Genomic DNA, 23,022 nt, shown 5'->3' on the forward strand with positions numbered 1-23,022 from the left:
TACCGGCTGCAATAATCGTGACTGCACGCGGTCAGAGTTGGCCGAGTGTCTTTACCAGCCCTTCACCGCATCGCCTTTGTATAGCCGTTCAGCCGCCGCGGCGACCTCATCGCTCTGGTAGGCCTTCACCAGGTTTTTCACCTTTTCGCTGTCTTTGTTTTCGATACGACTGGCAAAGATATTAACGTAAGGCGAATCTTTGCTTTCCACAAACAGGCCGTTACGCGACGGCGACAGCCCAACCTGGCTGGAGAAAGTGGTATTGATGATCGCCATAGTTATCTGCTGGTCGTCCAGCGCGCGGGTCAGCTGCGGCGCTTCGATTTCGACGATTTTTAGCTTTTTCGGATTGTTGATAATATCCAGCGAAGTGGGCAGCAGACCCACGCCATCCTTGAGCGTAATCAGGCCCTGTTTTTGTAACAGCAGCAGAGAGCGTCCGAGGTTGGTCGGGTCGTTGGGGACCGCGACCTGCGCGCCATCGGGCAGCTGATCGATCGAAGTGATTTTCTTCGAATAGGCCGCTATCGGATAAACGAACGTGGTGCCAACCTGAACCAGCTTATAGCCGCGCTCCTGGATCTGTTTGTCCAGATAGGGCCTGTGCTGGAAAGCATTGGCATCAAGATCGCCGTTATTCAGCGCCTCGTTGGGCAGAACGAAATCATTAAACGTCACCACCTCTACGTCGAGGTTATATTTCTCTTTCGCCACTTTTTGCGCCACCGCCCATACTTCCTGATCGACGCCCGCGCTAATGCCCACCTTGATGTGGTTGGGGTCCTCGCCAGGTTTGCAGGCGGCCAGCAGTAGTGAACTTGCGACAACCAGCGGTACCGCGATTTTTTTTAACGTGAAAACCATATTCCCAGGGTCCTTTTTAAAATTGCCTGCCATTCATTGCAGGAAAACCAGCGCCTGAGACTATAGAAAATCTCACGGGCGAAATTAAATACTGATTGACTATGATTAATAGCGTTTTGCTATGAGCGATTTGGTCATTCCTCTTTTTGACAGGGTAATCTTCCCTCCTCTCACCGTTTTTCCCTGGATTGTTCGGTATTTTTCTCCCCTTTAAACCATTTATCGTTCTGATGTACAATGGCGCGCACTTTAACTAAAAAAAGAGTGCGACCATGATTGATTTAACTTTGCCATTAACCGACATTCATCGCCACCTCGATGGTAATATCCGGGCCCAAACTATTCTCGATCTTGGCCGCCAGTTTAATCTCGCACTTCCGGCAGACACCCTCGATACTTTACGTCCTCACGTGCAGGTCACCAGCAATGAGCCAGACCTCGTCAGCTTCCTCGCTAAGCTCGACTGGGGGGTAAAAGTGTTGGCCTCGCTGGAAGCCTGCCGCCGCGTCGCCTATGAAAACCTCGAAGATGCCGCGCGAAACGGCCTGCACTACGTCGAACTGCGTTTCTCTCCACGCTATATGGCGATGACCCACCAGTTGCCCGTTGCTGGCGTTGTCGAGGCAGTGATCGCCGGAGTGAAAGAAGGCAGCCGCGACTTTAACGTTGAAGCCCGCCTGATCGGCATCCTGAGCCGCACCTTCGGCGAGGCGGCCTGCGAGGAGGAGCTTGAGGCTATGCTCGCCCACCGCGATGGCATCACCGCCCTCGACCTCGCCGGGGATGAGCTGGGCTTCCCGGGAAACCTGTTTATGGATCACTTCCGCCGCGCACGCGATGCCGGCTGGCGCATCACCGTCCATGCGGGCGAGGCCGCTGGCCCGGAAAGCATCTGGCAGGCGATTCGCGAACTGGGGGCCGAGCGTATCGGCCACGGCGTGAAGGCGGTGCAGGATCCGGCATTGATGGATTATCTCGCCGCGCAGCGAATCGGTATTGAGTCCTGCCTGACCTCCAATATTCAGACCAGTACCGTGCCATCCCTGGCCGAGCATCCGTTGAAAACGTTCCTCGAACACGGCGTGCTGGCCTGCATTAACACCGACGACCCCGCCGTTCAGGGCGTCGATATTATCCACGAATACACCTTCGCCGCCCCGGCTGCCGGTTTAAGCCGCGAGCAAATTCGCCAGGCGCAGAGAAATGGTCTGGAGCTCGCCTTTTTAAGCGCCCAGGAAAAAGCGGCGCTGATTCAGCGCGTGCAGCAGGCTTGATGTTTACCCCCGTGGCAACGCGGGGTTCTGCTAAGCCAGGGGCTGGCCGCCTCGTTTCGTCAAAGCGACCTAATTTAGAGACAGCGTCGCCCGATGCCTGGCCGACTCCAGCCCCAGCTCAATCAGTTCCATTATCTGAATCGCCTGGCTTGCCGGGACCGGATTAACGCCGACCCCGTTAAGCGCATCGCGAATGGCGGCATAATAGGCCGGATAGTTGCCCGGTAGCGTCAGCCACGACGCTTCGGTTATGTCCTCGCCTTCGGCCCGCGTCAGCAGCCCATCGCGCATATCATATCCCCAGTCTTCCTGCGGCAGGCGCTCGCCGCTTTTCAGCCGTTCTTCCTGCGGATCAAGACCGTATTTCACATAGCTTCCGCGCGAACCGTGGATGATAAAGCGCGCCGTTTCCGCGGCGGCCACCAGCGTACCGTGCAGTACCACCCGGCGCTGCGGCCAGGTTAATACCGCGTGAAAATAGTCGGTGGACTGCGAGCCAGGCCGTAATTGCGCCAGATCGACCTGCATGCTGACCGGAAGCCCGAAGAGGTTTACCACCTGGTCAAGCAGATGCGGGGCAAGATCGTACCAGATACCGCTGCCCGGCCCGCCCTGCTCGCGCCAGCGATGACGCACCTGCGGTCGATAGCGGTCGAAATGCGACTCAAAATAGACCACTTCTCCCAGCAACCCTTCATTAATCAGCGATTTCACCGTCAGAAAATCGCTGTCCCAGCGGCGGTTGTGAAACACCGAAAGCAATAGCCCCTCGCTTTTGGCAATGGCTTCAAGCTCGCGCGCCTGTGCCAGCGTCACGGTAAAAGGTTTATCCACTACCACATGCTTACCCGCTTCCAGTGCCGCTTTCGCCAGCGGGAAATGGCTATCGTTTGGCGTGGGGATCACCACCAGATCGATATTGGGATCGCTAAAAAGCGCTTGCGGCGCAGCCACCACCTGCACCGCAGGCCAGTCGGCCAGCACTTTCTTTTCATCGCTGCTCGAGACCGCCGCCAGCGTCATCCCCGGCGTACCGCTGATGAGCGGCGCATGAAAGGTTTTGCTCGCATAGCCGTAACCGATTAATCCTACCCGGATAGCGTCGCTCATTTTTCTGCCCTCTTAACAAGAAGATGGTGGCCGCGTTGATGCCGCGGCTTGCTCACTCTTTTAACCCGCAACGGTGCTCAGCTTTACGCCATTTGCGCCGCTAAGATCATGTAACACTTGCGTTACTTGAGTCGTTGAGTACCATTTCAGTCTGGTTTCACAATTAGCAGTAGTGTTATGGAAAACGTTTTTAACCGTATTGTAGAACTTATTGGCTGGATTGTTTTGGGCGTTTCGGCCCTGCTTTTAGTTATCGCTCATCATATTGATAACTACCAGTCCCCGCCTTCCGTTGATGTTGTTCAGACGAAGCCGCTGTCGAAATAAACAGTGACCCGCTTCGCAACTATGCAACCGGTTTCTGAAACCGGTTGCATAGTTGCACACGCATTGATTACACTCTCTTTATCAATCGATAAGGAGTTTTTTCATGTCCGGATTTCCGCAACACTTTTTATGGGGCGCCGCTACCGCAGCCTGGCAGGTTGAAGGCGGACACGATGCCGACGGCAAAGGCCCTTCTATCTGGGATACTTATTCCCACCTTCCTGGCACCACGTATCAGGGGACGACCGGTGACGTCGCCGTTGACCACTACCATCGTTTTCGCGAAGACGTGGCGCTGATGGCGGAAATGGGTTTGCAAAGCTATCGCTTCTCTATTTCATGGCCCCGCCTGCTGCCCACCGGCCGCGGCGTGGTGAATGAGGCGGGTGTGCAATTCTACAGCGACCTGATTGACGAACTGCTGGCGCATAACATTGAGCCGATGATTACCCTGTACCACTGGGATCTTCCCCAGGCGCTTCAGGATGAAGGCGGCTGGGAGGCGCGCAGCACGGCGCAAGCCTTCGCTGAGTACGCGCGTCTTTGCTATCAACGTTTTGGCTCTCGCGTCAAACTGTGGGCCACCTTTAACGAGACGATCGTTTTTATTGGCCACGGTTATATTAACGGCATCCATCCCCCTGCGGTGCGGGACCCCGCTCGGGCCATTCAGGCCTGCCACCATGTCTTCATCGCCCATGCGCTGGCGGTCAAAGCGTTTCGTGAAATGGCCGTCGCGGGGGAGATAGGATTTGTCAACGTGCTGCAGCCGCACACTGCCCTAACCGACAGTGAGGAAGATAAGCGGGCGACAGAGATGGCGGACGCCATTCATACCCACTGGCTCTACGATCCGGTATTAAAAGGCGGCTATCCCGCAGATCTACTGCAGCAGACCCAGGCGCTGTGGGGGGTTCCGGTCTTTGAACCGGGAGACGACGCGCTACTGCGTGACAACCGCTGTGACTTTATCGGCCTGAACTACTACCGTCGTGAAACCGTGTCGGCGCAGCCTCCTGAAGTCGCGACCGGCGGCGAGCCGGGAGTTGACGGGCTCTTCTACTTCGTGCGCAACCCGCAAAGCACCTATACCGAATGGGGCTGGGAAATTTGGCCTCAGGGCTTAACCGACGGGATCATGATGATTAAAGCGCGCTACGGTGATATTCCGATCTATATCACCGAAAACGGGCTAGGAGCGGTAGACCCCATTATCGATGGCGAAATCGTCGACGACCCGCGGATTGACTACCTCAGCAGCCATATCACGGCGCTGGAAAAAGCGCTGGAACTTGGCGCCGACGTGCGCGGCTACTACCCCTGGTCCTTTATTGACCTGCTGAGCTGGCTGAACGGTTATAAAAAACAGTACGGGTTCGTTTATGTCGATCACCAGCAAAATCTGGCGCGTAAACGGAAAAAGAGCTTTTTCTGGTACCAAAACGTTATTGCCAGCCGAGGCGAACAGCGTTAATCTTCTCTCCCAGGCGCCTTCCGGCGCCTGATTTAGTTCTGGAATACTCCTAAATTTATTTTTACCAGGCCGGAAACATCGTCTGTTCTTGTCACAGGTATTTACAACCGAAATAATTCCATACAGTTTATCTTAAAAAGGAACTGCCGGTTGAGAACAGGTTTACTCGATATGGGTATATTCAACTTAATTTATTCCGATTATAAAATGGATACGCAAATGACCGTTCAGGACTACTTATTAAAATTTCGTAAAATCAGTTCGCTGGAAAGTCTGGAAAAACTTTTTGATCATCTTAACTATTCCCTGACCGATAACGAAGAGATCGTCAACATGTATCGCGCGGCCGACCATCGCCGGGCGGAGCTGGTTTCTGGCGGCAAATTGTTCAACATCGGCGAAGTGCCCAAGTCCGTGTGGCGCTACGTGCAATAAAGACTGTCATCATTCACGCCAGTTGCTTATACTTCCGCCCTGCTTTTATTTATAACTGGCGTTGAATTTGGGAGTAATAATGTCCTCTGACTCTGTGGAACGTATTGGCGGATGGCTTTTGGCGCCGCTGGCATGGCTCCTGGTAGCCCTGCTTAGCGCCTCATTGTCGCTGCTTTTTTTTGCTAAGGCTCTGATCTCTTCCCAGACTTATACATTGCTGGGCAATATGAGTGCCGAACATCTCGCTCTGTGGATTGCTTCCTTAGCTTTTGCCATCGCCATGTGGTACTACACGCTGTGGTTGACCATCGCCTTTTTTAAGCGGCGGAAAGGGGTGCCGAAACACTACATCATCTGGCTGCTGATCACGCTGCTGCTGGCGGTAAAAGCCTTTGCCTTTTCCCCAATTTCTGACGCGCTCGCGCTGCGCCAGCTGCTTTTCCCCCTTCTTGCCGCTGCGCTGCTTGCACCCTATTTCAGGCGTTCTGCTCGGGTTAAACGGACCTTTGTGAATCCGTAATAACCACACAGTTAACCTGTTGTCGCCGGTATCGATTTATTCGATAATAGACGGCTTTTTCTATTTCAGGTCGAATGATGGCTGATTATTTACTGCTCTTTGTTGGCACTGTTCTTGTTAACAACTTCGTGCTGGTGAAGTTTCTTGGACTGTGCCCGTTTATGGGGGTTTCCAAAAAGCTGGAAGCCGCTATGGGAATGGGGCTCGCCACCACCTTTGTGATGACGCTGGCCTCTATTTGCGCCTGGCTAATTGATACCTGGATCCTTATCCCGCTGGATCTGGTCTATTTGCGCACGCTGGCCTTTATCCTGGTCATCGCCGTGGTGGTGCAGTTTACCGAGATGGTCGTGCGTAAAACCAGCCCGGCGCTGTATCGCCTGCTGGGGATCTTCCTGCCGCTGATCACCACCAACTGCGCGGTGCTCGGCGTGGCGCTGCTAAATATAAACCTTGGGCATAATTTCCTGCAATCAGCGCTGTACGGTTTTGCCGCCGCGGTCGGTTTTTCGCTGGTGATGGTGCTTTTCGCATCTATTCGCGAGCGCCTGGTAGTCGCGGATGTGCCGGCGCCGTTTCGTGGTAACGCCATTGCGCTGGTCACCGCAGGTTTAATGTCTCTTGCCTTTATGGGCTTTAGCGGTTTGGTGAAGTTGTAATGAACGCTGTCTGGATAGCCGTGGTCGCCATTAGCCTACTGGGGCTAATTTTCGGCTTAATTCTGGGATACGCCTCCCGCCGTTTTGCGGTGGAAGATGACCCGGTGGTGGAAAAAATTGATGCCCTGCTTCCGCAGAGCCAGTGCGGCCAGTGCGGCTACCCCGGCTGTCGCCCCTACGCGGAAGCAGTGGGGACCCAGGGTGAGAAAATCAACTGCTGCGCCCCCGGCGGCGAAGCGGTAATGCTTAAAATCGCCGAGCTGTTGAACGTCGATCCGCAACCGGTAGACGGCGACGCGCAAGAAGCCGAACCTGTACGCATGCTGGCGACGATAGACGAAGCGAACTGCATCGGCTGCACAAAATGCATCCAGGCCTGCCCGGTCGACGCCATCGTCGGCGCCACTCGCGCCATGCATACGGTGATGAGCGATCTCTGTACCGGCTGTAATCTTTGCGTCGCGCCTTGTCCAACGCAATGTATTGAACTGCACCCGGTAGCAGCGACGACAGAAACCTGGAAATGGGATCTTCAGACCATCCCGGTACGCATTATTCCCGTGGAACAACATGTTTAAGTTATTTTCCGCTTTTCGCAAAGATAAAGTCTGGGACTTCAACGGCGGCATCCATCCGCCAGAGATGAAAACCCAGTCCAACGGTACCCCGCTGCGTCAGGTGTCGCTGCCGCAGCGTTTCGTCATCCCGCTAAAACAGCATATCGGCACGGAAGGTGAACTGTGCGTGCAGCCGGGCGATCGCGTCCTGCGCGGCCAGGCGTTGACCCGCGGTTGGGGCAGAATGCTGCCGGTGCACGCCCCAACGTCCGGGATCGTGGCGGCCATCGCCCCCCACTCTACCGCCCACCCTTCCGCGCTGGCGGAAATGAGCGTCATTATTGATGCCGATGGCGAAGACCGCTGGATTGAGCGCGATGGCTGGAACGATTATCAGAATAAATCCCGCGAAGCGCTGATTGAACGTATTCACCAGTTTGGCGTGGCCGGACTGGGCGGCGCGGGTTTCCCGACCGGCGCCAAGCTGCGCGGCGGCGGCGATAAAATCGACACACTCATTATCAACGCCGCCGAGTGCGAGCCCTATATCACCGCCGATGACCGTCTAATGCAGGATTGCGCGGCGCAAATCGTTGAGGGTATTCGTATCCTTGCCCATATTCTGCAGCCTGGTCAGGTACTGATCGGCATCGAGGATAATAAACCGCAGGCGATTTCGATGCTGCGCGCGGTATTAGCCGATACGCACGGAATATCGCTGCGGGTGATCCCAACCAAATATCCCTCCGGCGGCGCGAAACAGCTCACGCAAATCCTCACCGGCAAGCAGGTGCCCCACGGCGGACGATCCTCTGATATCGGCGTGTTGATGCAAAACGTCGGCACCGCCTACGCGGTGAAACGGGCGGTAATTGACGGCGAGCCGCTGACGGAGCGCGTCGTTACCCTAACCGGCGAAGCGGTCTCGCGTCCGGGCAACGTCTGGGCGCGTCTCGGCACCCCGGTCAGCCATTTGCTAAAGGATGCCGGTTTCTGCCCGAGCGCTGACCCGATGGTGATTATGGGCGGCCCGCTGATGGGCTTCACCCTGCCGTGGCTCGACGTGCCGGTAGTGAAAATTACCAACTGCCTGCTGGCGCCGTCGGCGAGCGAACTGGGCGAGCCGGAAGAGGAAAAAGGCTGCATCCGCTGCAGCGCCTGCGCGGACGCCTGCCCTGCCGATCTTCTGCCGCAGCAGCTTTATTGGTTCAGCAAAGGCCAGCAGCACGACAAAGCCACTAGCCATAATCTCGCAGATTGCATTGAGTGCGGCGCCTGCGCCTGGGTTTGCCCAAGCAATATTCCGCTGGTGCAGTACTTCCGCCAGGAGAAGGCCGAGATCTCCGCGATCGCGCAAGAAGAGAAACGCGCCGCAGAGGCCAAAGTTCGCTTTGAGGCGCGTCAGGCTCGCCTTGAGCGCGATAAAGCGGCGCGTCTGGAACGTCATAAGCAGGCCGCGGTCCAGCCTGCGGCGAAGGATCAGGACGCAATTAACGCCGCCCTTGCCCGGGTGCGTGAAAAACAGCGTGACGCGGCGCAGCCGATTATCGTGCTCTCCGGCGCCAAACCGGATAACAGCGAAGCCATCGCCGCCCGCGAAGCCCGCAAGGCCGAGGCCCGGGCGCGTAAAGCTGAACAGCAGACGGCTCCGACGGTAGATGCCGCCGCCGAACAACCGGCAGCCGCCGATCCGCGCAAAGCCGCCGTCGAGGCGGCTATCGCCCGAGCGAAAGCGCGTAAAGCTGAACAGCAGATGGCTCCGGCGGTAGATGCCGCCGCCGAACAACCGATGGCCGCCGATCCGCGCAAAGCCGCCGTCGAGGCCGCTATCGCCCGAGCGAAGGCGCGTAAAGCTGAACAGCAGACGGCTCCGGCGGTAGATGCCGGCGCCGAACAACCGGCCGCCGCCGATCCGCGCAAAGCCGCCGTCGAGGCCGCTATCGCCCGAGCGAAAGCGCGTAAAGCCGAACAGAAGGCGGCTCCGGCGGTAGATGCCGCCGCCGAACAACCGGCAGCCGCCGATCCGCGCAAAGCCGCCGTCGAGGCCGCTATCGCCCGAGCGAAAGCGCGCAAAGCCGAACAGCAGACCGTTTCGGCGGTAGATGCCAGCGCCGAACAACCGACGGCCGCCGATCCGCGCAAAGCCGCCGTCGAGGCCGCTATCGCCCGAGCGAAAGCGCGCAAAGCCGAACAGCAGCAACAAGCAGTTCCCCCGTCGGCAGCCAATGACGACGCCCGCAAAGCGGCAGTCGCTGAAGCAATCGCCCGCGTTCAGGCCCGGAAAGCATCCCGGCAGGCAGTTAACGAGGATTAAATGGTTTTCAGAATCGCAAGTTCCCCTTATACCCACAATCAGCGCCAGACTTCGCGGATTATGCTGCTGGTGCTGCTCGCCGCGATACCCGGCATCGCGGTGCAGACCTGGTTTTTCGGCTGGGGTACCGTGTTGCAGATTATCCTTGCCGCCCTTACGGCGTGGGGAGCCGAAGCGGCCATCCTTAAACTGCGCAAACAAAATATTCCCGCGATCCTCGCCGATAACTCCGCGCTGCTGACCGGCCTGCTGCTGGCCATCAGTATCCCGCCTTTCGCCCCGTGGTGGATGGTCGTGCTGGGGACCGCGTTCGCGGTCATCATCGCCAAGCAGCTGTACGGCGGCCTCGGCCACAACCCTTTTAACCCGGCTATGATCGGCTATGTCGTACTGCTCATCTCCTTCCCGGTCCAGATGACCTCCTGGCTTCCGCCGCATGAGATAGCCGCCCATATTCCAGGTTTTAGCGACGCGCTGTGGATGATTTTCACCGGCCATACGGCGACTGGTGGGGATATGAACAGCCTGCGAACAGGCATTGACGGTATCAGTCAGGCCACGCCGCTGGATACCTTTAAAACGTCGCTTCACGCCGGCCATCCGGTTGGCGAGATCCTGCAGTATCCGATCTACGGCGGCGAGCTCGCCGGTCTCGGCTGGCAGTGGGTTAACGTGGCCTGGCTCGCGGGCGGTCTGTTCCTGCTGTGGCAGAAGGCTATCCGCTGGCATATTCCGCTGAGCTTCCTGCTGAGCCTCGCCGTTTGCGCCACCCTGGGATGGCTGTTCTCCCCAGGAAGCCTCGCCTCGCCGCAGATACATCTGCTTTCCGGCGCAACCATGCTCGGCGCCTTCTTTATCCTGACGGATCCGGTGACCGCCTCTACCACCAATCGCGGACGCCTGATCTTTGGCGCGCTGGCGGGAGTACTGGTATGGTTGATTCGCAGCTTTGGCGGCTACCCGGATGGCGTGGCCTTTGCCGTCCTGCTGGCCAATATCACCGTTCCGTTGATCGATTACTACACGCGCCCGCGCGCGTACGGCCACCGCTGAGGACCCGAACATGTTACAAAGCATGCGCAAACACGGTATCACGCTGGCACTCTTCGCCGCAGGTTCTACCGGGCTGACGGCAGCGATTAACGAGCTGACCAAAAGTACCATTGAAGACCAGGCCGCCCAGCAGCAAAAAGCCCTATTCGACCAGGTGATGCCAGCCGCTCTCTACAATAACGATTTGCTGAAAAGCTGTTATCAGGTTAGCGCGCCGGAGCTGGGCAAGGGCCAGCATAAGGTATGGATCGCGCAGGACGGCGAGAAGCCGGTTGCTGCGGTGATGGAAGCCACCGCGCCGGACGGCTATTCCGGCGCCATTCAGCTGCTGGTAGCCGCCGATTTTAGAGGCACCGTGCTGGGTACCCGCGTCACCGAACACCATGAAACACCGGGCCTGGGCGACAAAATCGAGCTCCGAATTTCCGACTGGATCACCTTCTTTGCTGGTAAAACGATCCATGGGCAAGACGACAGCCACTGGGCCGTGAAAAAAGACGGCGGCGATTTCGACCAGTTCACCGGGGCCACTATTACCCCTCGCGCGGTGGTCAACGCCGTCAGGCGCGCGGGCCTGTACGCCCAAACGCTGCCCGCGCAGATTTCCGCATTCACTCCCTGTGGAGACTAGACCATGAGCGAAGTTAAAGACGTTATTGTTCAGGGGTTGTGGAAAAACAACTCCGCGCTTGTTCAACTGCTGGGGATGTGTCCCCTGCTCGCCGTGACTTCTACCGCCACCAACGCTCTCGGCCTTGGGCTGGCGACGACGCTGGTTTTGACCCTGACGAACCTGACCATTTCCAGCCTGCGTCGCTGGACGCCGGCGGAAATCCGTATCCCTATTTACGTGATGATCATCGCTTCGGTAGTGAGCGTCGTGCAGATGCTGATTAACGCCTACGCGTTCGGCCTTTATCAGTCTCTGGGGATTTTTATCCCGCTGATCGTCACCAACTGTATCGTGGTTGGCCGCGCGGAAGCCTTTGCCGCGAAAAAAGGCCCGGCGCTCTCGGCGCTGGACGGATTCTCCATCGGGATGGGGGCGACATGCGCAATGTTTGTGCTCGGTTCAATGCGCGAAATTCTCGGCAACGGCACCCTGTTTGACGGTGCCGATAGCCTGCTCGGCGGCTGGGCTAAAGTTCTGCGCATTGAAGTATTCCATACCGATACGCCGTTCCTGCTGGCGATGCTGCCGCCGGGCGCATTTATTGGCCTCGGCATGATGTTGGCGGTAAAATACCTCATCGATGAACGTAGCAAACAGCGCAAAACCAAAGCGGCGCAAGCCGATCTCATTGCGCCGTCTGATGTGACGGGAAAAGCATAGGATGAATAAGAGTAAACGCCTGGAGATCCTCACCAGGCTCAGGGATAACGACCCGCACCCCACCACGGAGCTGCATTTTAACTCGCCATTTGAACTGTTGATCGCCGTCCTGCTCTCAGCGCAGGCCACCGACGTCAGCGTCAACAAAGCTACGGCAAAACTCTATCCGGTCGCCAATACGCCAGCGGCCATGCTGGAGCTGGGCGTTGAGGGAGTGAAGACGTATATCAAAACCATCGGCCTGTTTAACAGTAAAGCCGAAAACGTTATCAAGACCTGCCGGATCCTGCTTGAACAACACAATGGCGAAGTGCCGGAAGATAGGGCGGCCCTTGAGGCGCTTCCCGGTGTGGGACGCAAAACGGCAAACGTGGTGCTGAATACCGCCTTCGGCTGGCCGACAATCGCCGTCGATACGCATATCTTCCGCGTTTGTAATCGGACACAATTTGCGCCCGGTAAAAACGTGGAACAGGTGGAAGAAAAGCTGTTAAAGGTGGTTCCGGCGGAATTTAAAGTCGACTGCCACCACTGGTTAATCCTGCACGGTCGTTATACGTGTATTGCCCGCAAACCCCGCTGCGGCTCCTGCCTGATAGAAGATCTTTGCGAGTATAAAGAGAAGGTCTATTCCTGACGACGCGCAGAGTCATTTTCCTACCGGAGAGATGACTCTGCCTCCCCCCGGCTTTATCGACATTCACGCCATGGTTTCGCCCCGGTTGCGGGTGATTATGCGGTTATATAATCATCAGCCAGGTTATTCATTTTTTTTAGAGTCAAAATTTCTATACATTTGTGATCTGGATCACTTGGTCATTTTGTTGTTGAATAATTGTTAACTCAATTGTACCCAAACCTGCTGATTCAAATACCCTCAACTTAAATAACAACACAATAACCCATCAATTTTTAGGATTATGGGCTATATCACTGGATGCAAGCGCAGTCAGCAGAACATATCGCCTTTATACGAAAAATTTTCCACTATGGCAGATAAAAACGCTTCCATTCACTAAACCTTGATATTTAACTCTGAATAACATTTGAGTATGCGGTGTATTATTCCGCACAAAATATGTGTAACAGATTATTGCAAAGCTATTGCCTGAAGGGGCAGGATAGTGAACATTACCTGCCGTTTTCCCTCCAGAATAACTATAAAGGCGGCGGTCTGAGAAGATTGCGCCCCGAGCACCCCCCGTTAATATGGGATGTAAAAAAAGAGGTATTTGTGTCGACTGCAAACAATAAACCAACCGAAAGCGTCAGCTTGAACGCTTTCAAACAACCACGATCGTTCTATCTCATCTTCTCGATTGAGCTATGGGAGCGTTTTGGTTTCTACGGCCTGCAAGGGATCATGGCCGTTTACCTGGTTAAACAACTGGGTATGTCAGAAGCGGATTCTATCACCCTGTTCTCCTCCTTTAGCGCCCTGGTCTACGGCCTGGTGGCGATTGGCGGCTGGCTGGGCGACAAGGTGCTGGGCACCAAGCGCGTCATTATGCTCGGTGCCATTGTTCTGGCCATCGGCTATGGCCTGGTAGCGTGGTCCGGGCACGATGCGGGCATCGTCTATATAGGTATGGCGACCATTGCCGTCGGTAACGGCCTGTTTAAGGCTAACCCCTCTTCTCTGCTCTCAACCTGCTATGAAAAGAACGACCCGCGTCTGGACGGTGCATTTACCATGTACTACATGTCCATCAACATCGGTTCCTTCTTCTCTATGCTGGCCACGCCGTGGCTGGCGGCAAAGTTCGGCTGGAGCGTCGCTTTCGCCCTGAGCTTTGTCGGCCTGGTAATCACCATTGTCAACTTCACTTTCTGCCAGCGCTGGGTTAAACAGTACGGCTCGAAGCCTGACTTCGCCCCGCTGCAGGTAGGCAAGCTGCTGGCGACAATCGTTGGCGTGGTGGTTCTCATCGCAATTGCAACCTGGCTGCTGCACAACCAGGGTATTGCACGTATGGCGCTGGGCGTGGTTGCGCTGGGTATTATCGTTATTTTCGCTAAAGAAGCCTTCGCAATGCAGGGCGCCGCGCGGCGCAAAATGATCGTCGCGTTCATCCTGATGCTGCAGGCGATTATCTTCTTTGTTCTGTATAGCCAGATGCCGACCTCCCTTAACTTCTTTGCGATTCGCAACGTTGAACACTCTCTGCTGGGCATCGCTTTCGAGCCTGAGCAGTACCAGGCGCTGAACCCATTCTGGATCATTATCGGTAGCCCGATTCTGGCCGCTATCTACAACAAAATGGGCGATACCCTGCCGATGCCGATGAAGTTTGCTATTGGTATGGTCCTCTGTTCCGGCGCCTTCCTCGTACTGCCGCTGGGCGCTAAGTTTGCCACCGACGCAGGTATCGTGAACGTCAGCTGGCTGGTTATGAGCTACGGCCTGCAAAGTATCGGTGAACTGATGATCTCCGGCCTGGGTCTGGCGATGGTTGCGCAGTTGGTTCCTCAGCGTCTGATGGGCTTCATCATGGGCAGCTGGTTCCTGACTACCGCTGGCGCCAACCTGATCGGCGGCTACGTCGCCAACATGATGGCGGTGCCGGATAACGTAACTGACCCGCTGATGTCGCTGGAAGTTTACGGTCGCGTATTCCTGCACATCGGTGTCGCCACCGGCATTATCGCCATCCTGATGCTGCTGACGGCGCCGAAGCTGAACCGCATGACCCAGGACGATGATAAAACGGCAAAAGCCAGCGATACCGCTACGGCCTAAGCTCACCGGGAAAACCCAAAACTTTAAACCGCTAACGCGCTGTTAGCGGTTTTTTTTTGCCCCTGGGCGGACTAACATACAGAAAACCGCAGCCACGAGGAGTTACCGATGAAACTGTTCTACAAATCCGGCGCTTGTTCTCTTGCTTCGCATATCGCGCTACGCGAGAGCGGCCTGGACTTCACCCTGCAGGGCGTTGACGTAATGAAAAAACGTCTCGAAAACGGGGATGATTATCTGCTGGTAAACCCGAAAGGTCAGGTGCCGGCGCTGCTGCTGGACGATGATATTTTGCTGACGGAAGGCGTGGCCATTATGCAATATATCGCCGATCGCGTGCCGGACCGCCAGCTGTTGGCACCGGTGGGAAGCATCGCCCGCTATCAAACGCTGGAGTGGCTAAACTACGTGGCGACGGAACTGCATAAAGGCTTTACCCCGCTGTTTCGCCCCGATACGCCGGAAGACTACAAACCTGTCGCCCGCGCGCTGCTGGATAAAAAAATGCAGTACGTGAATGAATGTCTGGAAGATAAAGAGTGGATTAACGGGCATCGTTTCACTATCGCCGATGGCTACCTGTTCACCGTGCTGCGCTGGGCTTACGCCGTGAAGCTGGATATGGCAGGCTATAGCAATATTGCAGTCTGGATGAAGCGCGTTGCCGCGCGTCCCGCTGTTGCCGCCGCCCTTGAGGCTGAAGGGCTGAAGTAACGCTGATGCTTGCCCGACGCCGGTCGGGCAAGTGGTTTACACGCGCCTTAAAGCTGCGTGGCGCTGAAGTAGTGCTCCGGCTGGGCAATGCGATCCTGAGCCGCCACTACCTGTAGCTCATACTCCTGCATATTTTTTGTCGCCAGCATGATTTCATACACCGCGGCGGTGACGTGCTCCAGCGCATCACGCAAACTCGCGCCCTGCAGCAGCTTAACCAACAGCAGCCCGCTGGTGACATCGCCGACGCCCACCGGCTGGCGCATGCCGAAATCCACCAGCGGACGGCTGATGTGCCAGGCTTCTTGACTGGTGACCAGCAGCATTTCAAAACGATCCATACTGAGCCCGGCGCGTGAGAGATGCTTCACCAGCACCACTTCCGGCCCCTGAGCAATCAACTCGCGCGCGGCTAAAACCGCTTCTTTAACGTTTGCCACCGGGTGCCCGCAGAGGATCTCCAGCTCAACCAGGTTTGGCGCAATAATATCGCTCGCCGGCAGCGCATAGCGCACGTGAAACTCCGCGACGCCAGGCGCCACGATGCAGCCCTTTTCAGGGTGGCCCATCACCGGGTCACAGAAAAATTTCGCGGCCGGGTTGGCGCTTTTCACCTGGCGCACGATGCCAAGAATATGTTCGCCCTGCTCCGCCGAACCCAGATATCCGCTTAATACCGCGTCGCAGCGCTGCAGCTGGTTAATGTCAGCAATCCCCTGAACAATCTCCGTTAAATGCGCCGGCGGCATGACGCAGCCGGTCCACTTTCCGTATTGGGTATGGTTGGAGAATTGTACGGTGTTAAGCGGCCAGACGTTGGCGCCAAGCCGGCGCATCGGAAATTCAGCGGCGCTGTTGCCCGCATGGCCAAACACAACGTGGGACTGGATGGCGAGGATATTCTTCATCTTGATTACCTGAGAGCAAAAAATAAGAGGCGCGGTTTCCCACGCCCCTGCCTTTACGCAATTACTTCCAGCAGACCAGACAGTAATTTTTCTTACCGCGGCGCAGTAAGGTATAGCGCCCGAAGAGACGGTCGGCATCGACAAATACGTATTCCGGGTCGGACTGTTTTTCGCCGTTAATGGTCACCGCGTTGGAGGCAATGGTTTTACGCGCCTGGCCGCGGGACGGCTGCAGGTCAGAATCCACCAGCGCCTGCATCAGATCGGCTCCCTTTTCCATTTCGATCATCGGCACGCCATCCTGCGCCAGCTGCTCAAAATCGGCTTCGCTCAGATCGCTCAGGTTACCGTTGAACAGGCTCTCGGTAATGCGTTTTGCCGCCACCAGTCCTTCTTCGCCGTGCACCAGACGGGTCACCTGCTCAGCCAACACATACTGGGCGCGCGGTGCTTTACCGCTGTTTTTGTCTTCCTCTTCCAGGGCATTGATTTCGGTCATGTCCATAAAGGTGAAGAACTTCAGGAAGCGATAAACATCGGCATCCGCGGTGTTGATCCAGAACTGGTAGAACTTGTACGGACTCGTTTTCTTCGGATCCAGCCACACCGCGCCGCCTTCGGTTTTACCGAATTTCGTGCCGTCGGCTTTGGTGATCAGCGGAACGGTCAGGCCAAAGACCTGGTTCTGATGCAGACGACGGGTCAAGTCGATACCGGAGGTAATGTTGCCCCATTGGTCAGAACCGCCGATTTGTAGCGCCACGCCGTGCAGCTTGTTCAGGCAGGCAAAGTCGTACCCCTGCAGCAGGTTGTAGGAGAACTCGGTAAAAGAGATGCCCTGGTCGTCGCGGTTGAGACGCTGCTTCACCGCTTCTTTGTTGATCATCTGGTTTACAGAGAAGTGCTTGCCGATATCACGCAGGAAGGTCAGCACGTTCATGCCGCCAAACCAGTCGTAGTTATTCGCGGCAATGGCCGAGTTATCCCCGCAATCAAAGTCGAGGAAAGGCGCGACCTGTTTGCGGATTTTATCCACCCACTCCTGCACGGTATCTTCAGTGTTCAGTTTACGCTCAGCGGCTTTAAAGCTCGGGTCGCCAATCAGCCCCGTCGCGCCGCCCACCAGCGCAACCGGCTTGTGGCCAGCCTGCTGGAAGCGTTTCAGGCATAACAATGGAACAAGATGCCCCAAGTGCAAGCTGTCGGCGGTAGGGTCGAAGCCGCAATAGAGCGCGATCGGGCCTTGCGCCAGTCGCTCTGCTAACGCTTCCTCGTCCGTCACCTGGGCTACCAGCCCCCGCTCCTGCAATTGTTTAATCAAGTTACTGCTTGCCATCAAATTCTCCATCTATAAACGACTGCACCTCTGCCGGTACACGACTTTTCGCCAGACGCGAAAAAAACATCTACGCAAAATTATTCAAGCTGCATCGCGGCGGCAAGCATGTAAAAGCCCAGGGAACTTACTCAGGTAAGCGACAGAGCCAGACAGGCGCGGCTAACAAAGATGCAGCTTGAAAAATGAAGCGTATAGAATAAAGCGCCGGGCCACGATGCACCAGCGCTTAACACAACATTTTTGCGTCCTTTATGGCGCCAGTCGGTCGATTTGCCAGCCGCCGTTTTGCCGCTGGTAGAGAAAACGATCGTGCAGACGGTGCTCGCCGCCCTGCCAGAACTCCATCTGCTCGATGCTGACGCGGAATCCGCCCCAGAAACTCGGCAGCGGAACTTCGCCCTGCTGGAACTTTTGCTTAAGCTCAAGGAACTTACTCTCAAGGATGCCGCGCGCCGAGATACGGCTGGACTGCTGCGACACCCAGGCGCCAATCTGGCTATCGCGCGGACGGCTGTGGAAATATTTCACCACTTCCAGCGTTGAAAGGCGTTCCGCTTTACCGATAACCATCACCTGGCGCTCCAGCATATGCCATGGGAAAAGCAGGCTAATGCGGGGATTTTTTTCAATCTGGTGGGCTTTGCGGCTGCCAAGGTTGGTGTAAAACACCAGACCTTTTTCATCGTAGTGCTTAAGCAAAACGATACGCTGGTAAGGCTGGGCGTTTTCATCAACGGTGGCGACGACCATCGCCGTTGGATCAGCGAGCTTCGCATCGCAGGCCTGACGCAGCCAGCGTTCAAATAGCGCCAGAGGTTCGGCTGGAAGGTCGTGGCGACGCAGGCCACCACGGGTGTACTCACGGCGCAGGTGCGCGATTTGCTGCAATTCGTCGTTATCAGACATGGCAATTGAGAAAATAATCAAAGGGTAGCGTCATTGTGCGCCCCCATGACCGAAATCTCAACGTTTGGCGGTTTGCAGCTGACAGTTTTCCAGCACAATGCGATCGCGTTTATAGACCGTGGCGCTATCGCCCTTCGACCAGAAGACGTAAACGCCGTCGGTATACCGCGCTCCGGACGCGGATAGCCCCTGCTGCAAGTTGAGCTGCTGGTTATCGTAGATAAAGCTGACCTGCTGGCGAGTATGATTAAGATGGACGGTTAACGGCTTCTGGTCGCACTGGTACTCCAGCGTGTCCGTATTCATCCGCTCGACAAACTGGTTGTAGTAGCTACAGCCCGCGAGCATAAAAGGTACCGCAAGAATAAGTATTTTTTTCATTAATTTGCCTTCGACTTTCCCGGTCCGGGAAGGCATAACGCCCTCCCTCAACGCTGTTCAGTTTACGAAGAAACCGCCGCGGGTGATTTCAGTTAACTCTGATTTTGCGGCGGATTTGCCGGGAAAATCGCGCCAAGCACGGAAGCCTGCGACGCGCCGGTTACCGAAGGGAGGTTGCCGGGTAATCCGGCAAGCGTCCGCCACGCCAGCCATGCGAATGCCAGCGCCTCCATATCATCCCCGCTGATCCCCGCCTCATCGGTGGTCGACACTTCCGTTCCCGGCAGCAGCGCCGCCAGACGCGCCATTAGCAGCGGATTGCGCGCGCCGCCGCCGCAGACCAGCAGGCGTTCACATCCCCCGCTGAGCAGCACCTGTTCACTGATGCTGACGGCGGTCAGTTCCGCAAGGGTGGTCTGCACGTCCTGGGCGCGAAGCCCCGGATAACGCGCCAGATGCTGCGATAGCCAGCCGTAGTTGAAGTATTCGCGACCGGTACTCTTCGGCGCCGGTAGCGCAAACCACGGATCGCTTAGCATATCCTGCAGCAGCGGCAGCACAACTTTACCCTCGCTGGCCCACTGCGCGTCCTTATCGAAGGGTTTGCCACACTGACGCCAGATCCACGCATCCATCAGCATGTTGCCGGGCCCGGTGTCGTAGCCGCGCACCGGTACCCCTGGCGCCAGCAGGGAGAGGTTGGCGATACCGCCAATATTAAGAACCATTCGACGCTCTACCGGATGCGCCAGCAACGCGTGGTGGAACGCCGGAACCAGCGGCGCGCCCTGCCCGCCGAGCGCCATATCGCGACGACGAAAGTCGCCGACGACCGTCACGCCAGTACGCGCGGCAATCTGGTTATTGTCGCCAATCTGTAAGGTATGCGGCGCGTCGCCCGTAGGCTCATGCCAGACCGTTTGGCCATGGCAGCCGATGGCGATGATGTCCGCCGCCTGTAACTTTTCCTGCGCCATCAACGCCTGAACCGCATCGGCAAACAGCCGTCCCAGACGCGTATCAAGCCGTCCCAGCTGCGACAGCGTAAGCTGCTGTCCCTGGCAGATGGCCAGAATGTCTTCTTTAATAGCCAGGGGGATGGGATAGGTCAGGCTGGCCTGCTGGGCGACCAGATTTTCATTAATTGCTGCGAGGACAACATCAACACCATCAAGGCTGGTGCCGGACATTACGCCGATAAAGCGGCCTGATTTCATACGCTTTCCTTCATTCCATGACTCCGTATATCCCCACACTCCACCATAAACGAGGGGGCAATGCTATGCTGCTATAATACTTTTTAACAATACAAGCAGCGCTGCCGTTCTTAGGGTAAAGAACTTGTGTTTAGTTTAGGTTGAGACGACTCTGATTATTATTTTTTGTATAGTCACTGCATCTGCTATGCCAGCAGACGCTTAAATGCCATATAATTGGCTACAAGGAAGTTCAACAGAACGCTTCTTGGTGAACAGGAGATTCATAAATGATTTTACGTGTTTTGGCTGTCTCGATGATTGGTTTTACGCTTGCAGGCTGCGTCAGCAGCAGCGGTCTGTCCGGCGATGTTTACTCCGCATCCGAAGCCAAACAGGTCCAGAGCGTGACCTACGGCACTATTGTCCATACCCGCGCGGTGCAGATTCAGAGCGGAGATGACAGCAATGCTATTGGTGCCATCGGCGGCGCGGTACTCGGCGGCTTCCTGGGTAACACCATTGGCGGCGGAACGGGCCGCTCACTGGCAACGGCAGCAGGCGCTGTCGCCGGCGGCGTAGCCGGTCAGGGCGTACAGGGTGCGATGAACAAAACCCAGGGCGTTGAGCTGGAAATCCGCAAAGATGACGGTAACACTATTATGGTAGTGCAAAAGCAAGGCAGCACGCCGTTCTCCGTCGGCCAGCGCGTAGCTATTGCCGGCAGCGGCAGCCAGGTTACGGTATCCCCACGCTAAATCTTATCCCTGCGGCCCTGACGGGCCGCTTATTAATACAATAGATATATCATTTACCAGTATCAATAAACGATATAAATAGATTTATAGGTTCCTGCCGCGCCTCCACTCTTTGCGCCCGCGCAATATTTTTCCTGCTGCCATCAAGTAATCTTCAATGAGTCTTACTTAAATCATTTACGATACCTTCGTCGTTTACCCTCGCATTTTTCAGGGATATTGACTATGCACGCTAATATAAAAAGCTTACCCCAACGGATATTTCTTTACGCTGCCGCGTGTACCCTTGCGTTTACCACGCTTAATTATCTCAGCGACTCGTTAATTCATCGTATACCTACAATATCATCCATGCTTTTTCGTGCTGACGATTTCGTTGATGACTTTTCATATTATGATTGCCTGTTTTATGGCAATGAAATATCTGTGCGATAAAAAACGACTGTACCTGATTCCGATTACCTTCGCCTTTGCCTGCTCGGCTATGCTGATGCTGGGAACGATAGGCAGCTATCCCGACTGGTTGATTTGCGGACAGGGTCGCGCCATTAACCAAAATGACGCGCTGATTTTTTATTTTTTCCGCAACGTAATGATGGCCATTTTATTTATAACATCGATTGTATTATACCGTTTTCGCAACCTCACCCTTAGCTCAGGTAAAATTAACCGTACGGTACTGACAGGTTGCTTTATTTTTATTACCGCAGTGCTTATATTATCGTGGATTCATTCCAGCAATTCCCCCGCTTTTTAGTATTGAATTCCTTGATAATCTGACCTACACTTTTACGCCACTGTGGCATAATCGTATTGGCTGGTTATTAATTATCATACGGTCTGTAACGCTGATTTTACTGATTAGCCTGACCCAATTGCGTAATATATTCTGGTACAGCGGGGCCTTTTTTTGTACCGCCTATATATTTACGTTAATGGTTCTGCTCGCAACGGCTGGTGACAGCAGTCACGCCTGGAGCCAGGCGCGATTCTTTGAAACGCTTAGCACCCTGTTTCTGATTTTAGTTCTGCTGTGCGATGTTTTTATGCTCTATCGTCAATCAAACGACAGATACATTCGCTCTTATCAAAACTCGATTCGCGATCCCCTGACCCGACTGTATAACCGCAGCTATTTCTATGAAACCCTGAATCAACGATTGTCGAAGGTTTCCGCTTCACAACCGCTGTCGGTGATCGTCTGCGACCTCGATCGCTTCAAGCGCATCAACGACACCTACGGTCACGTGCAGGGCGATAAGGTAATTCAATTTGCTGCCAGCGTGTTGCAGAACAACGTGCGCCAGGACGACGCTGCCGCGCGTATCGGCGGGGAAGAGTTTGCCCTACTGCTGGTCAATATCGGCGCAAAGGAAGCACTGGCTATCGCCGAACGCATCCGCCTCTCCGTCAGCGAGAAGCAGGAAGGATTACCCGAAAGAATGACTATCAGTATGGGGGTTTTCACGACGCTGGATACGCGTGTTTCGGCTGAAGAGTGCGTTAAGCGCGCAGATACCGCGATGTACAAAGCGAAAAACAGCGGGCGTAACCGCGTACTGGTCTGGCATGAATAGATTAAAAAAGAGGCCTTGAGTCTTTCAAGGCCCCGTTAAAGTCAATCTTTTGCCTGGAGATCGAGGATGTTGTGTTCAAGTTTACGAATTAAATTAAGCAACGTTTCCACTTCTTCCCTGGAAACGCCAGCCAGAATCTCATCACGCGTTTTGCCAATAACCTCTTCCATTTCATTGATCAGAGGCTCGGCCTTTTCCGTAAGCTTGATACGTTTTGCCCGCCGATCGTTTGCACAGGTCTGGCGAGAAATAAGCCCTTTTTCCTCCAACTGGTCGAGCGTGCGAACCAGCGACGGCTGCTCAATACCAATGGCCTTCGCCAACTGAATCTGCGACTGTTCAGGCGGCAGCTGGTGAATGTTATGCAGCGTGACCCAGTGCGTCTGCGTTAACTCCAGAGGTTTCAGGCGATGGTCGATTAGCGCGCGCCAGACGCGTACCAAACGTGCCAGATCAGAACCAAGTGGCGATTCCAATTTCATCTCCTTATAATTAGCTTGCTAAGTTATTATACTGATTTTAGAATAGTGTGCAGCATTTAAATTACCAAAACAAATGAATTACCTGATTCACTAGAATCAGA

General features: G+C 55.4%; 23 protein-coding genes and 1 pseudogene. 16 read left to right on the plus strand and 8 right to left on the minus strand.

Translation table 11 applies throughout. The features are described 5' to 3' along the window. Positions 1–51 precede the first annotated feature (51 nt). Positions 52–864, minus strand: coding sequence for a methionine ABC transporter substrate-binding lipoprotein MetQ (gene metQ, locus KCG39_RS06630; protein ID WP_004119573.1), 813 nt, complete (start codon positions 862–864; stop codon positions 52–54). Between the two features lie 272 nt (positions 865–1,136). Between metQ and add the strand changes: the two genes are divergently transcribed. After that, a complete protein-coding gene (add, locus tag KCG39_RS06635; RefSeq protein ID WP_142468143.1) occupies positions 1,137–2,138 on the plus strand; it encodes an adenosine deaminase in 1,002 nt (333 codons plus the stop codon). 69 nt (positions 2,139–2,207) lie between these two features. On the opposite strand, the gene KCG39_RS06640 is transcribed toward add, so the two are convergent. Continuing rightward, on the minus strand, positions 2,208–3,248 hold the full coding sequence (locus KCG39_RS06640; RefSeq protein ID WP_004119558.1) for an oxidoreductase: 1,041 nt from the start codon (positions 3,246–3,248) through the stop codon (positions 2,208–2,210). Between the two features lie 177 nt (positions 3,249–3,425). Here KCG39_RS06640 and blr point away from each other — a divergent pair, with 177 nt between their 5' ends. From blr to gstA, 13 genes are all read left to right on the plus strand, one after another. Beyond that, entirely contained in the window at positions 3,426–3,575 is a 150-nt protein-coding gene (gene blr / locus KCG39_RS06645; protein ID WP_004119556.1) for a division septum protein Blr, read from the plus strand. 103 nt (positions 3,576–3,678) lie between these two features. Then, entirely contained in the window at positions 3,679–5,049 is a 1,371-nt protein-coding gene (locus KCG39_RS06650; RefSeq protein ID WP_087828195.1) for a GH1 family beta-glucosidase, read from the plus strand. A gap of 219 nt (positions 5,050–5,268) precedes the next feature. After that, on the plus strand, positions 5,269–5,484 hold the full coding sequence (gene ydgT, locus KCG39_RS06655; RefSeq protein WP_004134363.1) for a transcription modulator YdgT: 216 nt from the start codon (positions 5,269–5,271) through the stop codon (positions 5,482–5,484). A gap of 79 nt (positions 5,485–5,563) precedes the next feature. Then, positions 5,564–6,004: a DUF2569 domain-containing protein gene (locus KCG39_RS06660; RefSeq protein ID WP_004119552.1), complete on the plus strand. Its 441-nt coding sequence runs from the start codon at positions 5,564–5,566 to the stop codon at positions 6,002–6,004. Positions 6,005–6,081: 77 nt separating this feature from the next. Further along, positions 6,082–6,663, plus strand: coding sequence for an electron transport complex subunit RsxA (gene rsxA, locus KCG39_RS06665; RefSeq protein ID WP_004102633.1), 582 nt, complete (start codon positions 6,082–6,084; stop codon positions 6,661–6,663). Further along, positions 6,663–7,241 carry an electron transport complex subunit RsxB gene (rsxB, locus tag KCG39_RS06670; protein ID WP_004119550.1) on the plus strand — a complete coding sequence of 193 codons (579 nt, stop codon included), beginning with the start codon at positions 6,663–6,665 and terminating at the stop codon, positions 7,239–7,241. The genes rsxA and rsxB overlap by 1 nt, the downstream gene beginning before the upstream one ends. After that, positions 7,234–9,534, plus strand: coding sequence for an electron transport complex subunit RsxC (gene rsxC, locus KCG39_RS06675; protein ID WP_142468144.1), 2,301 nt, complete (start codon positions 7,234–7,236; stop codon positions 9,532–9,534). Before rsxB ends, rsxC begins: the two co-directional genes overlap by 8 nt. After that, on the plus strand, positions 9,535–10,587 hold the full coding sequence (gene rsxD, locus KCG39_RS06680; RefSeq protein ID WP_004119542.1) for an electron transport complex subunit RsxD: 1,053 nt from the start codon (positions 9,535–9,537) through the stop codon (positions 10,585–10,587). A 10-nt stretch (positions 10,588–10,597) separates the two neighbouring features. Then, positions 10,598–11,218 carry an electron transport complex subunit RsxG gene (gene rsxG, locus KCG39_RS06685; RefSeq protein WP_004119539.1) on the plus strand — a complete coding sequence of 207 codons (621 nt, stop codon included), beginning with the start codon at positions 10,598–10,600 and terminating at the stop codon, positions 11,216–11,218. 3 nt (positions 11,219–11,221) lie between these two features. Next, positions 11,222–11,920 carry an electron transport complex subunit E gene (locus KCG39_RS06690; RefSeq protein ID WP_004119536.1) on the plus strand — a complete coding sequence of 233 codons (699 nt, stop codon included), beginning with the start codon at positions 11,222–11,224 and terminating at the stop codon, positions 11,918–11,920. A gap of 1 nt (position 11,921) precedes the next feature. After that, positions 11,922–12,557, plus strand: a complete 636-nt coding sequence (gene nth / locus KCG39_RS06695) for an endonuclease III (protein ID WP_087828200.1) — start codon at positions 11,922–11,924, stop codon at positions 12,555–12,557. Between the two features lie 597 nt (positions 12,558–13,154). Further along, on the plus strand, positions 13,155–14,660 hold the full coding sequence (dtpA, locus tag KCG39_RS06700) for a dipeptide/tripeptide permease DtpA (protein WP_049114134.1): 1,506 nt from the start codon (positions 13,155–13,157) through the stop codon (positions 14,658–14,660). Between the two features lie 108 nt (positions 14,661–14,768). After that, positions 14,769–15,374 (plus strand): glutathione transferase GstA, encoded by a 606-nt coding sequence (gene gstA, locus KCG39_RS06705; protein WP_049114135.1) that lies wholly within the window; start codon positions 14,769–14,771, stop codon positions 15,372–15,374. 47 nt (positions 15,375–15,421) lie between these two features. Here the strand turns inward: gstA and pdxY are convergent, their stop codons facing one another. From pdxY to anmK, 5 genes are all read right to left on the minus strand, one after another. Continuing rightward, positions 15,422–16,282 carry a pyridoxal kinase PdxY gene (gene pdxY / locus KCG39_RS06710; protein WP_049114137.1) on the minus strand — a complete coding sequence of 287 codons (861 nt, stop codon included), beginning with the start codon at positions 16,280–16,282 and terminating at the stop codon, positions 15,422–15,424. Between the two features lie 61 nt (positions 16,283–16,343). Beyond that, positions 16,344–17,618: a tyrosine--tRNA ligase gene (gene tyrS / locus KCG39_RS06715; RefSeq protein WP_004119522.1), complete on the minus strand. Its 1,275-nt coding sequence runs from the start codon at positions 17,616–17,618 to the stop codon at positions 16,344–16,346. A gap of 252 nt (positions 17,619–17,870) precedes the next feature. Continuing rightward, positions 17,871–18,527: a pyridoxamine 5'-phosphate oxidase gene (gene pdxH / locus KCG39_RS06720; RefSeq protein WP_004119519.1), complete on the minus strand. Its 657-nt coding sequence runs from the start codon at positions 18,525–18,527 to the stop codon at positions 17,871–17,873. Positions 18,528–18,584: 57 nt separating this feature from the next. Next, on the minus strand, positions 18,585–18,908 hold the full coding sequence (mliC, locus tag KCG39_RS06725; RefSeq protein WP_014229593.1) for a C-type lysozyme inhibitor: 324 nt from the start codon (positions 18,906–18,908) through the stop codon (positions 18,585–18,587). Between the two features lie 92 nt (positions 18,909–19,000). Then, on the minus strand, positions 19,001–20,125 hold the full coding sequence (gene anmK, locus KCG39_RS06730; RefSeq protein WP_004119512.1) for an anhydro-N-acetylmuramic acid kinase: 1,125 nt from the start codon (positions 20,123–20,125) through the stop codon (positions 19,001–19,003). Positions 20,126–20,394: 269 nt separating this feature from the next. Between anmK and slyB the strand changes: the two genes are divergently transcribed. After that, positions 20,395–20,862: an outer membrane lipoprotein SlyB gene (gene slyB / locus KCG39_RS06735; protein ID WP_002907749.1), complete on the plus strand. Its 468-nt coding sequence runs from the start codon at positions 20,395–20,397 to the stop codon at positions 20,860–20,862. A 225-nt stretch (positions 20,863–21,087) separates the two neighbouring features. Continuing rightward, positions 21,088–22,439, plus strand: a pseudogene (locus KCG39_RS06740) (MASE4 domain-containing protein). A gap of 41 nt (positions 22,440–22,480) precedes the next feature. Here the strand turns inward: KCG39_RS06740 and slyA are convergent. Continuing rightward, on the minus strand, positions 22,481–22,921 hold the full coding sequence (slyA, locus tag KCG39_RS06745) for a transcriptional regulator SlyA (RefSeq protein WP_029669661.1): 441 nt from the start codon (positions 22,919–22,921) through the stop codon (positions 22,481–22,483). Positions 22,922–23,022: the final 101 nt, after the last annotated feature.

Source organism: Klebsiella pasteurii (assembly GCF_018139045.1).
GTDB classification, from domain to species: domain Bacteria; phylum Pseudomonadota; class Gammaproteobacteria; order Enterobacterales; family Enterobacteriaceae; genus Klebsiella; species Klebsiella grimontii.

Bases quoted from the DNA above. Each gene is read 5' to 3' on its own strand.
- gstA (WP_049114135.1), top strand. From the start codon at position 14,769: ATGAAACTGTTCTACAAATCCGGCGCTTGTTCTCTTGCTTCGCATATC.
- blr (WP_004119556.1), top strand. From the start codon at position 3,426: ATGGAAAACGTTTTTAACCGTATTGTAGAACTTATTGGCTGGATTGTT.
- pdxY (WP_049114137.1), bottom strand. From the start codon at position 16,282: ATGAAGAATATCCTCGCCATCCAGTCCCACGTTGTGTTTGGCCATGCG.
- tyrS (WP_004119522.1), bottom strand. From the start codon at position 17,618: ATGGCAAGCAGTAACTTGATTAAACAATTGCAGGAGCGGGGGCTGGTA.
- pdxH (WP_004119519.1), bottom strand. From the start codon at position 18,527: ATGTCTGATAACGACGAATTGCAGCAAATCGCGCACCTGCGCCGTGAG.
- anmK (WP_004119512.1), bottom strand. From the start codon at position 20,125: ATGAAATCAGGCCGCTTTATCGGCGTAATGTCCGGCACCAGCCTTGAT.
- nth (WP_087828200.1), top strand. From the start codon at position 11,922: ATGAATAAGAGTAAACGCCTGGAGATCCTCACCAGGCTCAGGGATAAC.
- add (WP_142468143.1), top strand. From the start codon at position 1,137: ATGATTGATTTAACTTTGCCATTAACCGACATTCATCGCCACCTCGAT.
- KCG39_RS06690 (WP_004119536.1), top strand. From the start codon at position 11,222: ATGAGCGAAGTTAAAGACGTTATTGTTCAGGGGTTGTGGAAAAACAAC.
- rsxC (WP_142468144.1), top strand. From the start codon at position 7,234: ATGTTTAAGTTATTTTCCGCTTTTCGCAAAGATAAAGTCTGGGACTTC.
- rsxA (WP_004102633.1), top strand. From the start codon at position 6,082: ATGGCTGATTATTTACTGCTCTTTGTTGGCACTGTTCTTGTTAACAAC.
- slyB (WP_002907749.1), top strand. From the start codon at position 20,395: ATGATTTTACGTGTTTTGGCTGTCTCGATGATTGGTTTTACGCTTGCA.
- metQ (WP_004119573.1), bottom strand. From the start codon at position 864: ATGGTTTTCACGTTAAAAAAAATCGCGGTACCGCTGGTTGTCGCAAGT.
- ydgT (WP_004134363.1), top strand. From the start codon at position 5,269: ATGACCGTTCAGGACTACTTATTAAAATTTCGTAAAATCAGTTCGCTG.
- mliC (WP_014229593.1), bottom strand. From the start codon at position 18,908: ATGAAAAAAATACTTATTCTTGCGGTACCTTTTATGCTCGCGGGCTGT.
- rsxG (WP_004119539.1), top strand. From the start codon at position 10,598: ATGTTACAAAGCATGCGCAAACACGGTATCACGCTGGCACTCTTCGCC.
- rsxB (WP_004119550.1), top strand. From the start codon at position 6,663: ATGAACGCTGTCTGGATAGCCGTGGTCGCCATTAGCCTACTGGGGCTA.
- KCG39_RS06640 (WP_004119558.1), bottom strand. From the start codon at position 3,248: ATGAGCGACGCTATCCGGGTAGGATTAATCGGTTACGGCTATGCGAGC.
- KCG39_RS06660 (WP_004119552.1), top strand. From the start codon at position 5,564: ATGTCCTCTGACTCTGTGGAACGTATTGGCGGATGGCTTTTGGCGCCG.
- KCG39_RS06650 (WP_087828195.1), top strand. From the start codon at position 3,679: ATGTCCGGATTTCCGCAACACTTTTTATGGGGCGCCGCTACCGCAGCC.
- slyA (WP_029669661.1), bottom strand. From the start codon at position 22,921: ATGAAATTGGAATCGCCACTTGGTTCTGATCTGGCACGTTTGGTACGC.
- rsxD (WP_004119542.1), top strand. From the start codon at position 9,535: ATGGTTTTCAGAATCGCAAGTTCCCCTTATACCCACAATCAGCGCCAG.